Genomic DNA, 12,595 nt, shown 5'->3' with positions numbered 1-12,595 from the left:
ATCGCTGGCTAGAGCACCGCCAGCACCACGAAGTTCAGAATGAAGCCAACCGTCACGATCGCGAGGATCGGGTGAATGTCACGGGCCTTGCCAGTGATCAGCTTGATCAGGCAGTAGAAGATGAAGCCCGCGGCGATGCCGTACGAGATGTTGTAGACCAGCCCCATCACGACGGAGGCCATGAAGGCCGGCACGGCCTCGGCCAGGTCCGCCCAGTTGACTTCCTTGAGGCTCGACAGCATCATCACGCCGACGAGGATCAGGGCCGGGGCCACGGCTTGGGCCGGCACCACGCTGATCAGCGGGGCGAACACGGCAGAGACGAGGAAGGCGACGGCAGTGGTGACCGCGGTCAGGCCGGTGCGACCGCCGGCGCCGATCCCGGCGGCAGATTCCACGTAGGTCGTCGTGTTGGACGTCCCGAAGATCGCACCGATGCTGGTCGCGATGGAGTCGGCGAACAGCGCCTTGTCCATCTTAGAGGAGAAGCCGTGGCCCTCTTCCATCTCTTTTTCATCCTGCGCAGAGAAGATCCCGGTGCGCCGCCCGGTGCCGATGAAGGTGCCAAGGGTGTCGAAGGTGTCAGAGAAGCTGAAGGCGAAGATCGTCATCAGCGACATCAGGATCTTGCTCGGGTCGTTGAACAGCGCGCCCATGCCGTCACCGCTGAAGGCGGCGCCGAAGGTCGTGCCGAGCGCGCTGACCGCGCTACCCAGCGAGTTGGCACCGCTGAAGGACAGGTCGGTCACGCCCAGCGGGATGCCGATCAGCGTGGTCGCGATAATGCCGATGAGGACCGCACCCGGGACCTTTTTGACCACCAAGATGGTCATCAGGACCAAGCCGATCAGCGCGAGGATCGCGCCGGGCTGGGTGAAGTTGACCAGCGCCGGGACGATGCCCCCGCCGGTCACGACGCCGGTGACGCCGTCCTTGTAGTTGCTGGTCGCGGCATTGTAGGCCGCGTTGTTGATGCTCAGGATGTTCGAGGAATCCGAGGTGAACTGCAGGAACCCGGCGTTCTTCAGCCCGATGTAGGCGATGAAGACACCGATCCCGCCGCCGATCGCGTGCTGCATCACTTCGGGGATCGCCATGATGATCATCTTCCGCACCTTGGTGACGGTGATCAGGATGTTGATCAGCCCGCAGATGAACACGAGCGCCAGCGCCTGCTTCCAGTTGTAGCCGAGGGCGAAGACCACGGTGTAGGTGAAAAAGGCGTTGAGGCCCATGCCCGGGGCCAGCGCGTAAGGAACGTTGGCGAACAGGCCCATCACCAGCGTCCCGACGGCGCTGGCGATGATGGTGGCGAGGAAGACGGCCTGGCTCGGCATGCCGGCCAGGGAGAGCACTTGCGGGTTAACGAAGAGAATGTACGACATCGCAAAGAATGTCGTCAGACCCGCCATAATTTCGGTCGAAACTTTGGTATTATTCGCTTTGAGCTGAAAGAATTTTTCCATGATGGTCCCTTTCGTTCGCGTTTGATAGGGATAGTCTACCCGACCGGCGGCGAAAGTTCAACATCAAATCCGGCTTATCTTAATTTAATTGACTCGATCGTTCGTGTTTATGCCAAAAATCGCCCAATTATCCCCGCTCACCGTCCTGCGGCCAAAAAGCAGGCGCCAGCCTACCACGAATGCGGTAGACCAGCGCCTGTTCAGCTGCTCGGCTCAATCAGTGTGCGTAAAGCCGAACGATCACCTCAGCGTGCGGCGACTTCGGTCTCAGTCGCCCCTTGGGTGAGGAACTCGATCAGGTAATTCAGGGAGTAATCGACCATGTTCTGCACCGCCGTCTCGGTGTGGTAGGCGATATGCGGCGTCAGGACCACGTTCGGCAGCGCGCGCAGGCGGTCCCAAAGTGGGTCAGCGAAGCGGCCGGTGGCGTTGATCGCCAGCAGGTTCTCGGTCTCATGCTCATAGGTGTCGATCCCGGCCCCACCGAGCTGGCCACTGGTCAAGGCGGCCAACATCGCCTGGGTGTCGATCAGATTCCCGCGCGCCGTGTTGATCAGGAGCGCCCCACGCTTCATCTTGGCCAGCGCATCGGCGTCGATGATGTGATCGTTGGCCGGGATGCCCGGGATGTGGAGGTCGATGATGTCCGCTTGCGCGAGCAGCTCGTCCAGTTCAACATAGCGGCAAGCCAGGCCGTCGTCTTGCACGGGGTGCGGGTCGTACGCCAGGACCTTGGCGCCGAAGCCATTGAACAGGTGGATCGCGGCGCGGCCAATCCGGCCCGCGCCGACGACGCCGACGGTCTGCTGGGCCAGCTCACGCCCGATGAACTTGGTCGCGCCTTGGTAATCACCGGTCGCAAGCGTCGCCTCGACCGCGCCGAGCCGCCGCAAAAGGTGCAGCGTCATCGTCACCGCGAACTCGGCGATCGCGTTCGGCGAATACGCCGGGACGTTGGCGATGCGCACGCCATACTCAGCGGCGGCGGCTAGGTCGATGTTATCCGTTCCGACATTGCGGATCGTCAGGAAGTGGATCCCGAACGCCGCCATCTGCGCGAACACCTCACGCGAGTACGGCGTCGTCTGCAAGGCGTTGATGCCGTCGAACCCTGCGGCCCACGCAACGGTCTGCGCGTCCAGGAGCTCCTGGTGGACCTCCACCGTGTGGCCGGTCTTCGCCTGCCATTGGGTCAAGTAAGGGATCTCGTCATCATGGGCACCGTAAACAATGATCTTCACGCTTGTCACTCCTCAATCGAATTTAGGTTGTGTCCAGTATATCTAATGAACAACCGGTTTGGCTAGCCCACCTCACCCACCTTTAATCTCGCCAGAAAAATAAAAAATTGATGAATCTGTATCATAACAGCCCGTCGGTATGCTATGCTTAAGGTTCTAAAACTATCGGGAGGTATTCATACCTATGAAAATTGTCGTTTTAGCCGGCGGGCGAAGCACCGAGCGAAACGTCTCGATCTCCAGTGGCTACCGCATCACCAACGCCTTGCGCGAGATGGGCCATCAAGCCACGTTCATCGACCTGTTCCTCGGTTACGCCCTGCCAGACGGCGCCGACGCCAGCACCGTTTTTGCCGACGCCAACACCAGTAAGGACCTGAAGATCTCTGATGCTGTCCTCACCGACGACGACATCAACGCCATGCGGACCGACGGCACGACCCAGCTGTTTGGCCCGAACGTCCTCGACATCTGCAAGGCCGCCGACATCGTGTTCCTCGGCCTGCACGGCGGTGACGGGGAGAACGGGAAGGTGCAGGCTTACCTGGACCTGAACAACATCCGCTACACCGGCAGCGGGTCGACCGCTTCTGGCATCACCATGAACAAGGTGTACAGCAAGGAGATCATGCTGTACCACGGCATCAAGACCGCGGCGTTCGTCGAGATCACCCGCGACCAGGGCACGACCGGCCACCAACTGCCATTCGGCTACCCGGTCGTTGTGAAGCCGACGTCCGGCGGCTCCTCGGTCGGCACCCACATCGTGCACGATGACGCCGAGCTCGAAGCGAGCCTGGTCGACGTGTTCCGCTTCGACAACAGCGCGATCATCGAGGCCTTCGTCACCGGCCGCGAGTTCTCCCTCGGCGTCGTGAACGGCCACGCGTTCCCGGCCATCGAGATCAAGGTCCACGACGGGTGGTACGACTTCGAGCACAAGTTCCAAGAGGGCCACACCGACTTCGTCACCCCACCGGATGACCTCGCGCCGGCCGTCCACGACGAGATGAAGCGCGTCGCCGTCCAGACCATGCAAGTGCTCGGCCTACAAAACTACGGGCGGGTCGACTTCTTCGCCAACGACGACGGCGTCTGGGTGATCGAAGCCAACAACCTGCCGGGCATGACCCCGCTCTCCCTCCTGCCGCAGGAGGCCGAGGCAGAAGGCGTGCGCTACGGCGACCTCGTCGAAAGCATCGTGCAAGGCAAACTCAAGCTGTACGCAGACGGGATGGCCAACTGACCGACCGCGCTCACACTGCGCACCACCACACCAAAAGCCGACAGGGCGAGTCCTGCCGGCTTTTTTGGGCGCTATCCGATCAACGCGTGGACCAAAATACTGAGAAAGCCGACCCCAAACACGCCGATGTCGATCCAGGTCTGCTGCGCGCGGCGCCCAGCCTGGTGCTTCAACGCCTTCACGTCGCCGACCACCGCGGCCAGAGCGATCAGCCCCATGTAGACGACACCGATGCCGCTGAATGGCGGCGCGAACCAGGACCCGATGATCAGCACCGGATACAGTACGTGGAACCCCAAGGTCCATTTCGATAACGCTTCTTGCTTTGGCATCGCACGCCCCCACTCCCTGGCTGTCAAATTATCATAATTTGACTAGACCGCCAGTGATATTTTGGGCATTATACCGCCGCGATCATCAGTTGTAAATGGCATCGGGGCAGGCATTCGATCACTAGACCAACTCACCACAAGCGTGGCGCCACCCTGTGCCGGGCGAGGCGCCCATCACGCCCCGTCTGCTGGGCCATAGAACGTCAGCGTCGCGATGAACCACGCCTGCTCGGTGCGCAGGGTCAGGCGCCCGTTCAGGCGCACCATCAGCGCTTGGACGATGCTCAGGCCCAGGCCGGTGCTGTCGCGTCGCGCGCGGTCGGCCGTGTAGAACCGCTCGGTCAGGCGCTCGACCGGCGGCAGCGGCGCCGCGGTCTCGTTGCTGAAGGTCAGCTGGACGCGCCCTTGCGCGTCGTGGTCGAGCGTCACGCGCAGCTCACCCTGCGCGTATTTGAGCCAGTTGCCGATCAGGTTATCCAGCACCCGGCGCAGCAGTGTCTCGTCGCTGATCAGACGGATGTGCGGGGTCAGCGCTGGCGCCAGGGTCAGCCCCCGGGCCTGCAGCTCATCGAAGGCGTCGAAGAGGCACTGTTCCACGAAGGCCGAGAGATCCAGCTCGACAAGCGTCAGCTGCGCGTTTTGTTCTTGGATCAGGTTAAAATCCATCAGGTAGCGCAAGTAATCGTTCACGATCGCCAGGTTGTGGGCCACGCGCACCAGCTGGTCGTCGGCGGGCGTGCGCTTGACCATCAGCTGCACGTAGCCGCTGGCCACGGTCAGCGGCGTCTTGATGTCATGGGTCAGGTTCGTCAGCAGCGCGTGGACCCGCGCGTCTTGTTGCACCTGCTGCGTGCGCAGCTGGCGCGTGCGCACCAAGTTCAGGTTGATCGCCGCGACGAGCCGGGCGAACACCGGCAGGCGCGTGCTGGTCGTCAGTTCGGCGTTGGTCTCGTGCGTGTTGATATAGTCGAGCTCGCGCCCGATCCGCCGCAAGTCGAGTCCCAGCACCGTGAGCGCCAACGCGGCGAGCCCGAGCAGGCCCCATAAGATGATCTGCATCGCGCCACCTCACATCAACCGGACGCCGATCCCCCACACCGTGGTGATGTAGGGGCGCTGGCTGTACTGGTTGAGTTTGTGGCGCAGCTGACTGAGGTGGACGTTGAAGGTGTTCTCCGCGTCCAGGTACGGCTCCTGCCACACCCGCTCGTACAGGGCGGCTTTCTCGAACACCTGCTGCGGCTGGGCCATCAGGGTCGCCAGCAGCGCAAACTCCTTGCGGGTCAGCTCGATGGGCTGGCCGGCCACCGACACGGCATGGGTCGTCTGATCCAGCGTCAGCTCCCCAACTTGCAGTTGCGTCGGCACCGCCGCCGCGCGCAGTTGGACCTGCACCCGGGCAAGCAGCTCGTCAACGTCGAAGGGCTTCGTCAGGTAGTCGTTGGCCCCGGCGTTGAGCACCGTCACGATGTGCGCCTTGTCCTGGATCGCAGTCAGCACGAGGACCGGCACGGTCGAGCGTTTGCGGATGGTCGCGAGCACGCTTTCCCCCGTCACACCGGGCAGCATCAGGTCCAAGATGATCAGGTCGGCGGGCCGGGCGCGAAATAGGCTGAGCGCCTGACCACCGTCTGTGGCCGCCACCACGGTATAGGTTGGCGTCAACACATCGTGCAACAGCGCCTGAATGTCTGGGTTATCTTCCACCACAAGGATCTCGGCGATCATCCCCACCCCTTTTTCTCATCGATAGGCTCAGTCTAAACGTCTGACCCCCGAGTTGCAATCACAGTTCCTTGTGCTGGATCAGCTCAGCGCCGGCCAGCACACTGACCGTCAAGGCCACCACGCTGACGAGCAGGTAGCGCCACAGCTCCCCGGTGTGGATCGTGCCAAACGAGATGCCTGCGGCCACGTTGAAGAAGTCGATGTACGAGAGCCAGTGCCAGTTGGTCAGGATGCTCCCAAGCGACACGGCCAGCGGCCAGATCACGATGAACACTGCGCTGATCACCAGCGAGCCCGAGGCGATCAGGACCAGCATCGCCAGGCTGAACACGACACTGATGAAAAAGGTGCTGGTCACCAGCGTCAACCCCGTCTCCTGGAGCAGGTGTGGCAGGGCCGTGCCCCACGCGCGGCCCGCCAGTCGCCCGGTGATGAGTGCGGTCAGGTAAAACAGCGCCAGCGCGATGAACAGGTCCAGCAGGAGCGTCAGGTACTTCGCCAAGATGAACTGCAACCGCGAGATGCCGGAGATCAGCGTGTTCTTGTAGGTCTGCTGGCTGAACTCGTAGCCGATCACGATCACGAACAGCGCGATGAAGACATAGAGCAGGACACTGCTGTTGATGGTCGCCCCGCGGATCCCGGCGCGCACCGTCGTCTGCTTCGCCGTCAGCTCGTCAAGCGCACTGAGCGGCGCATTGACCATCACGCCACCGACGCTTTTGAACCACACGCACACGGCACAGTAGACCACGGTCAGGCCCATGACAAGGCCGAACCCCCACGTTCGCAACTGACGGTAAAAATCGGCTCTGATCTGATTGATCATGCGCGTCCCTCCTGACTGTGTGCGATCAGGTCAGTGTAGTAATCCTCCAGTGACCCTTCCTTCATCGCGATGCTCATCACTTCAAGCTGGTGATCGACCAGCAGCCGGTTCAACGCGGCGGGTTCGATCTGCCCCGCTGCCACCAGCAGGTCGCGCTCGTTGAGCACCTTGAACTGCTTGATCTGCTGCGCATCCAGCAAGCTGGCGGCCGCGTTCACATCCGACACCGTGACCACCAGCCCGGCCTGATTCGCCGCGTCCAGCGCTGGCTTACTCAGCGTCTGGATCAGGGTGCCATGGTGGAGGAACCCGAACTGCGTCGCGACCTGGTAGAGCTCCGTGAGAATGTGACTCGAGATCAAGATTGTCGTCTGCTGCTCCTGATTCAGCCGCTGTAGCAGCGTGCGGAACTCGACGATCCCGGTCGGGTCCAGCCCGTTGATCGGCTCATCGAGGATCAGCAGGTCCGGGTGGGCCAGGATCGCAGTCGCCAGCCCCAGCCGCTGCCGCTGCCCCAGCGACAGGTGCTTGGCTTGGGTGCGAACCTTGGCCGTCAGCCCAACGAACTGGATCGCGTCGGTGATCGCCTGGGGGTCGTTCAACCCGTGCTGGATCGCGATCACCTCAAGGTTCTGCCGCACGGTCAGCTTGCTGAACGCCGCGGGTGCCTCGATGATCGCCCCGACCCGGCTGAGCGCGTGGCGGTAATGCCCGGCGTGCTCGCCCAGGACCATCACCTCGCCGCTGGGCGTCGGCGACAGCCCGAGGATCAGCCGCATCAGCGTTGTTTTGCCCGCCCCATTCTCACCGATCAGCGCGTAGATGTCCCCACGCTTGACCGCCATCGTCACATGCGACAACGCCTGGTAGTGCCCGAAGTGCTTGCTCACATCGCGTAACTGTATCACTGTTTCTTCCATATTCATTCACCTCACTCGATACCCATAGTTTACGCGCCGTTCCTTAATTCGGGTCTTAACCCACTCTTAATTCTTCCTTAGGTCGCGCGCCGAGGCGTCTCAGTTGCCAGCCACGCCGCCAGCATGGATAATGAGGTGACCGTTGCTGATGTGGCAGAGGGGCTTCACCATGTCGATCCAGTCGCTCAAGGTGCTCAACGTCTCGACGATCAGCGGCCCGCCTGCCGGTCATCGCCTGTTCGAGGCAGCGGTGGTCCTCACGCACCGGGCCCCGGTGGTTCAGTTGGCCGACCAGGTTGTCTGACGCCGACCCCGCAGCGGTGGGGCGCCAATACGACCCCGATGACGTCTGAGGCACGATCCGCACCGGCCTTTGATGATTTTACTTGTAAAAAGTAACCAAATGCGCTACGCTATGCACAAGGTCGTGGGGCAACGTCAGACACCGCCCGCCAGACCTGCAAGATGCAGAGAGATGAGGTGACCAAGATGACCAAAAAAATCGGCTTTTTGAGTTTTGGTTTTTGGCAGAAGAACAACTCCGTGGTGACATCCGCGCAGCAAAGCTACGAGGAATCCGTCGATCTGGCGGTCGAGGCCGAGAAACTCGGTGTCGACGGCGCCTGGTACCGGGTCCACCACTTCGCCGACCAGATCGGCACGCCCTACCCGCTGATGGCGGCGATCGGGGCCAAGACCCACAAGATCGAGATCGGCACTGGCCTGGTCGACATGCGCTACGAGAACCCCTTCATGATGGCGGAAAACGCGATGTCCACCGACGTGTTGAGCCAAAACCGGGTGCAGCTCGGCGTCGGTCGTGGGTCCCCGGAGCAAGTCCAAGACGGCTGGCGTTACTGGGGCTACGACTACACGGAAGAGGAGATCAAGGACATCGCGCGCAAGCGGACGCTGAAGTTCCTCGACCTGCTCAACGGGGAGCCGTTCGCGGAACCTAACGCGATGCCGATGTTCCCGCAGGAGCCCGGGCTACGCCGGCTCGAACCGTTCTCCCCGACCCTGCGCCACCGCATCTGGTGGGGAGCGGGCAGCCGGGCGACCGCGATCTGGGCCGCTGAGCAAGGCATGAACCTGCAGTCCTCCACGCTGGTCAACTACGAGACCAACGAACCGTTCCACGTGCAGCAGGCCAACCAGCTCCGCGCCTTCAAGGACGCGTGGGCCAAGGCTGGCCACGCCTGGCAGCCGCGCACCTTGGTCACCCGCTCGATCATGCCGATCGTCAACGACCTGGACGCCCGCCTGTTCGCCGACGGGAGCCAGACCAACGACGAGGTCGGCTACCTCGCCTACCACCAGAACCCGACCATCTTCGGCAAGACCTTCGTCGGTGAGCCGGACAAGCTGGTCAAGGAGCTCGCAGAAGACGAAGCGATCAAGGAAGCCGACACGGTCCTGATCACCATTCCGTCCACGCTGGGCATCGAGTACAACGTCCACGTCCTGGACACGATCATGAAAGACATCGCCCCGCAGCTGGGTTGGCGCTGAGCCACTGCCGCCTGCGTTCCATGTGGAACGCAGGCGTTGTTTGATGCGCCCACCGCTACCGGCAAGGATTTACTCGTGCATTCAGGCCCGACTAGACGTACATTGGATGTACAGCACACCGCAGAACCGACATGATGGGGGTACAGTGAGATGGCAGTAGGACCGCTTCTTCGCGACAGACGCACCGCGCAGCAATGGACACAGGCGACACTCGCCGAGTTCCTCGGCGTGTCGGTCAAAACGATCTCCAATTGGGAGAACGACCGCACCATGCCCGACATCGCAAGTCTGATCAAGCTGAGCCACCTCTACGGCCTCTCACTCGACCATCTACTCACGGAAGGATCTGATTGGGTGACTGATATGCAGCAGAAGGAACAAATGGCCGCGTTCCAAAAGTGGTTCATGATCGGCCCGCAACTCACGAGCCTGTTCTTGGCCCTGATGCTCCTTGGCCCGTTCCTGTTCAACTGGCCGGCACTCCCCGACGCGATGCTCGGCTTGCTCGTCGGGGCGATCGCCGCTAACGCACTCGCTGGCCAGTACTTCATTCGCCGCGGGGCACGCAACGGGACCGCAACGCCTTGGCGGCAGCTCCAATGGGGCTACTGGCTCGTCTTCATTGGCTTGGGCGTCGCCGTTCTCGTCAAGCGGACCTTGCTCGGCTGGTGACCATTGACACGACCGCACGCCGCATGCGATACTACTTGCGGTGCCAAACCACGGTCGGTGAACGAGATCGGCGCTTCGGCGTTCTGAAGGTTTCCGCAACCGACCACAGCCACGAGCTTGCTCGTGGTTTTTTTGTGCCCAGCGCGCAGGGGGTGCGGGCTTAGCGGATCGGCTAGCTTAGCCAAGCCCGTTGGTCCGCTTTTGGGCGCGAGGCGTTTGGCGTGGCTAGACGCGCCCGCGTTGCGCGCCCGGAGCTCGACGTGCCCAGCGCGCAGGGGGCGCGGGTTTAGCGGGTCGGCTAACTTCGCCAAGCCCCGCCGCCCCTCACCGACTTGTCACCTTGATCCCGATCAACCCCACTAGCAGCACGCCAACGAACACCCACGTCCACGGGCCGACGCGGTCACCGAAAAAAATGACCCCAACGATCACGCTACCGACCGCGCCGATACCCGTCCAGATCGGATACGCAAGACTCATCGGCAGGCGGTGGGTCGCTTCCGCTAAGCAGATAAAGCTGATCACCATACCGATCACGGTCAGCACCGAGAAACCGAACCGGTGGAAGCCGTCACTCAGCTTCATGAACGTCGCCCAGATCACCTCGAATACCCCTGCGATCACTAAATATAGCCAAGCCATGCTCACTAACACTCCTCGAAAAAATAAAAACACCGCTCCCCCACGCCATTGAGCCTAAGGCGTGGAGGAGCGGTGTCTACCCGGCGGTAGTGGTTACATCACCTGTCCCAGAGGATAGCACGTCGATCGCTTGACCGTCAACCGGGGTTTGACAACGCGCGACCGGTCCGCTAAGATACAGATTATCGAAATATCGCTATTGGGTCGGCCCGTCGTCGGGCGACCGACCTAGGCACGCACACCACGATCGTAGGCACGGCGCTTCAGCGTCGGAAGATCGTGGTGTGGGTGCCTTTTTGCTTGAGGAGGCCACCATGTTATCTGTCTATCTACGCGGCCTGCTGATCAGCATCGCCCTTGTCAGCTCCATTGGAATGCAAAACCTGTTCGTCTTTAACAGCGCGATGAGCAATCGCCTGCGCCGAGCGTTCCTGATCGCCGGATTCGTCTGGCTCGCCGACACCGCCCTGACCGTCATCGCGTTTCTCGGCATGGGCGCCCTGATCACCCACTACACCTGGCTGCGCTTGGTGATCCTGCTGATCGGCGGCGGGATCGTGATCTGGATGGGCTGGGGCATCCTGCGCAGCGCGAACCAGACCGCCATCGGTAGCGACGACCGCGTGATGTCGCTACGCGAGGCGTTCACCGGCGCCTGGGTCGTCGCCTTCGCCAACCCGCAGGCGATCATCGACACCAGCGTCTCGTTCGGTGCGATGCGTAGCACACTGACGAACGGCGAGGTCCTACCGTTTTTGCTCGGCATCCTGTCCAGCACCGCACTGTGGTTCTTCGGCGTGACCTTAGTGATCGGCACCCTGAAAAACCGCCTGCCCCGCCGCTTTTTGCTGTGGGTCAACATCGGCTCCGGCGCGATCGTGATGGGCTACGGCCTGACGCTGATCTGGCAGGCGATCCGCGCGCTCTGGTAAGGGCCAGGTGATCGAACCAGCTGACCGTTATTGCCCGGGAAATAAACGTCTCAAACGAATGAAATTCAGAATCGCGGTGTAAACTGCCCTTTAGGACACTTTGCTAAATCAATATTATATAATGTGCTGATGGAATGTGCCACAAACGTGCCACCCCACGAAAAAAGAGAAGCGTGTTGGCTTCTTTTTTTTACTAGCAAAACGTTATACTGAGTTCGGGCTTCTTGTAACTGGCGTGCGGACAAAATCCTGGACTTCGGGTATGATGTCATTATGTATTCAAACGCAGATAAATGTAGAGCAGTAAAACTATTTCATCAATATGATCGGGCTTGGGCTAAAGTGCTTCGAGAATTGGGTTATCCTTCGCGTGGAGCCCTAAAGCTTTGGGTCAAGCAATACGAGAAAGATCCAGATGTCTTTGAGCGGAAAAAGACCGGAAAGTTTTCAGACGAGCAACGCCATGAAGCGGTTTAATATTACTTCAATCACGGCCGCAGTAGCGCCCGTACTGTAAAAAAACTAGGTTTTCCATCTCGATCGCTCTTGGATATTTGGGTGCGCAAAGACCCTCGATTCGCGATTGAACTCCCAGTTGGGCCGGACCGAGTGAATCACCCGAGCTTTCCGAGAAAAGCTCCCCAAAATACTGCACTTATGCGAATTGCAAACATTCAAAAGAAACAGAAGAAACCGACCCCAAAGGATTCATCCACGCGCTTGACCTCGTTATCCCACGACGAACTTCTTCAACACGTCCAAGACCTTGAGCTTGAAAATGATATCCTCCTCCAGGTGAACGCCCTTCTAAAAAAGATCTGGGCATCGACCATCTCAATCTAACCAACCGAGAAAAGGTTCAGGTGATTGATGCCCTGCGTGACAAACACTCACTCAATACGTTACTCAAAGCACTTCAACTGTCGAAGAGTAGCTACTTCTATCAACGTGACGCCATCGCTCAAGGCGACAAGTACGAGGCCTGGATTTAAGTCAAGTTTCGAGACAGTGAATCTATTTGATTTGTGTGTTCCGAGTTTATAGTCAGGCGTTACAATTCAGCGCATGACCATGC

General features: G+C 60.5%; 13 protein-coding genes and 1 pseudogene. 6 read left to right on the top strand and 8 right to left on the bottom strand.

Annotated elements, in window-relative coordinates; genetic code table 11:
• Positions 1–8: 8 nt before the first annotated feature.
• Positions 9–1,466, bottom strand: a complete 1,458-nt coding sequence (locus HII33_RS12435) for an NCS2 family permease (protein ID WP_179396142.1) — start codon at positions 1,464–1,466, stop codon at positions 9–11.
• A 245-nt stretch (positions 1,467–1,711) separates the two neighbouring features.
• On the bottom strand, positions 1,712–2,707 hold the full coding sequence (locus HII33_RS12430) for an NAD(P)-dependent oxidoreductase (RefSeq protein WP_179396141.1): 996 nt from the start codon (positions 2,705–2,707) through the stop codon (positions 1,712–1,714).
• Positions 2,708–2,891: 184 nt separating this feature from the next.
• Between HII33_RS12430 and HII33_RS12425 the strand changes: the two genes are divergently transcribed.
• Positions 2,892–3,953, top strand: a complete 1,062-nt coding sequence (locus HII33_RS12425; RefSeq protein ID WP_179396140.1) for a D-alanine--D-alanine ligase family protein — start codon at positions 2,892–2,894, stop codon at positions 3,951–3,953.
• 71 nt (positions 3,954–4,024) lie between these two features.
• On the opposite strand, the gene HII33_RS12420 is transcribed toward HII33_RS12425, so the two are convergent.
• The 5 genes from HII33_RS12420 to HII33_RS12400 form a co-directional block, all read right to left on the bottom strand.
• Complete coding sequence (locus HII33_RS12420; RefSeq protein WP_179396139.1) at positions 4,025–4,285, bottom strand: hypothetical protein; 261 nt, start codon at positions 4,283–4,285, stop codon at positions 4,025–4,027.
• Positions 4,286–4,459: 174 nt separating this feature from the next.
• A complete protein-coding gene (locus HII33_RS12415; RefSeq protein WP_179396138.1) occupies positions 4,460–5,344 on the bottom strand; it encodes a sensor histidine kinase in 885 nt (294 codons plus the stop codon).
• 9 nt (positions 5,345–5,353) lie between these two features.
• Positions 5,354–6,010 carry a response regulator gene (locus HII33_RS12410; RefSeq protein ID WP_179396218.1) on the bottom strand — a complete coding sequence of 219 codons (657 nt, stop codon included), beginning with the start codon at positions 6,008–6,010 and terminating at the stop codon, positions 5,354–5,356.
• Positions 6,011–6,071: 61 nt separating this feature from the next.
• Positions 6,072–6,842, bottom strand: coding sequence for an ABC transporter permease (locus HII33_RS12405; protein WP_179396137.1), 771 nt, complete (start codon positions 6,840–6,842; stop codon positions 6,072–6,074).
• The gene (locus HII33_RS12400; RefSeq protein WP_179396136.1) at positions 6,839–7,762 is read right to left on the bottom strand and encodes an ABC transporter ATP-binding protein; all 924 of its coding nucleotides are present in this window, start codon (positions 7,760–7,762) and stop codon (positions 6,839–6,841) included. The genes HII33_RS12405 and HII33_RS12400 overlap by 4 nt, the downstream gene beginning before the upstream one ends.
• Before the next feature lie 148 nt (positions 7,763–7,910).
• Here HII33_RS12400 and HII33_RS12395 point away from each other — a divergent pair, with 148 nt between their 5' ends.
• From HII33_RS12395 to HII33_RS12385, 3 genes are all read left to right on the top strand, one after another.
• Positions 7,911–8,066: a hypothetical protein gene (locus tag HII33_RS12395; protein ID WP_179396135.1), complete on the top strand. Its 156-nt coding sequence runs from the start codon at positions 7,911–7,913 to the stop codon at positions 8,064–8,066.
• A 185-nt stretch (positions 8,067–8,251) separates the two neighbouring features.
• Entirely contained in the window at positions 8,252–9,274 is a 1,023-nt protein-coding gene (locus HII33_RS12390; protein WP_179396134.1) for an LLM class flavin-dependent oxidoreductase, read from the top strand.
• Positions 9,275–9,424: 150 nt separating this feature from the next.
• Positions 9,425–9,946, top strand: coding sequence for a helix-turn-helix domain-containing protein (locus HII33_RS12385; RefSeq protein ID WP_179396133.1), 522 nt, complete (start codon positions 9,425–9,427; stop codon positions 9,944–9,946).
• A gap of 324 nt (positions 9,947–10,270) precedes the next feature.
• Here HII33_RS12385 and HII33_RS12380 read toward each other — a convergent pair whose 3' ends face one another.
• Positions 10,271–10,588, bottom strand: a complete 318-nt coding sequence (locus HII33_RS12380) for a DMT family transporter (protein WP_179396132.1) — start codon at positions 10,586–10,588, stop codon at positions 10,271–10,273.
• 314 nt (positions 10,589–10,902) lie between these two features.
• Here HII33_RS12380 and HII33_RS12375 point away from each other — a divergent pair, with 314 nt between their 5' ends.
• On the top strand, positions 10,903–11,520 hold the full coding sequence (locus HII33_RS12375) for a LysE/ArgO family amino acid transporter (protein ID WP_179396131.1): 618 nt from the start codon (positions 10,903–10,905) through the stop codon (positions 11,518–11,520).
• A 762-nt stretch (positions 11,521–12,282) separates the two neighbouring features.
• Positions 12,283–12,503, top strand: a pseudogene (locus HII33_RS14010) (IS3 family transposase); the annotation flags it as partial.
• Between the last annotated feature and the right edge of the window lie 92 nt (positions 12,504–12,595).

The organism is Lacticaseibacillus absianus (genome assembly GCF_013407595.1).
GTDB classification, from domain to species: Bacteria; Bacillota; Bacilli; order Lactobacillales; family Lactobacillaceae; genus Lacticaseibacillus; species Lacticaseibacillus absianus.
The sequence above is the reverse complement of the archived record's forward strand: the minus strand, read 5'-3'. Positions and strand labels throughout refer to the sequence as shown.

Excerpts from the sequence above, each read along its gene's own strand:
- HII33_RS12435 (WP_179396142.1), bottom strand. The coding sequence starts at position 1,466 with ATGGAAAAATTCTTTCAGCTCAAAGCGAATAATACCAAAGTTTCGACC.
- HII33_RS12425 (WP_179396140.1), top strand. The coding sequence starts at position 2,892 with ATGAAAATTGTCGTTTTAGCCGGCGGGCGAAGCACCGAGCGAAACGTC.
- HII33_RS12420 (WP_179396139.1), bottom strand. The coding sequence starts at position 4,285 with ATGCCAAAGCAAGAAGCGTTATCGAAATGGACCTTGGGGTTCCACGTA.
- HII33_RS12415 (WP_179396138.1), bottom strand. The coding sequence starts at position 5,344 with ATGCAGATCATCTTATGGGGCCTGCTCGGGCTCGCCGCGTTGGCGCTC.
- HII33_RS12405 (WP_179396137.1), bottom strand. The coding sequence starts at position 6,842 with ATGATCAATCAGATCAGAGCCGATTTTTACCGTCAGTTGCGAACGTGG.
- HII33_RS12400 (WP_179396136.1), bottom strand. The coding sequence starts at position 7,762 with ATGGAAGAAACAGTGATACAGTTACGCGATGTGAGCAAGCACTTCGGG.
- HII33_RS12395 (WP_179396135.1), top strand. The coding sequence starts at position 7,911 with ATGTGGCAGAGGGGCTTCACCATGTCGATCCAGTCGCTCAAGGTGCTC.
- HII33_RS12390 (WP_179396134.1), top strand. The coding sequence starts at position 8,252 with ATGACCAAAAAAATCGGCTTTTTGAGTTTTGGTTTTTGGCAGAAGAAC.
- HII33_RS12385 (WP_179396133.1), top strand. The coding sequence starts at position 9,425 with ATGGCAGTAGGACCGCTTCTTCGCGACAGACGCACCGCGCAGCAATGG.
- HII33_RS12380 (WP_179396132.1), bottom strand. The coding sequence starts at position 10,588 with ATGGCTTGGCTATATTTAGTGATCGCAGGGGTATTCGAGGTGATCTGG.
- HII33_RS12375 (WP_179396131.1), top strand. The coding sequence starts at position 10,903 with ATGTTATCTGTCTATCTACGCGGCCTGCTGATCAGCATCGCCCTTGTC.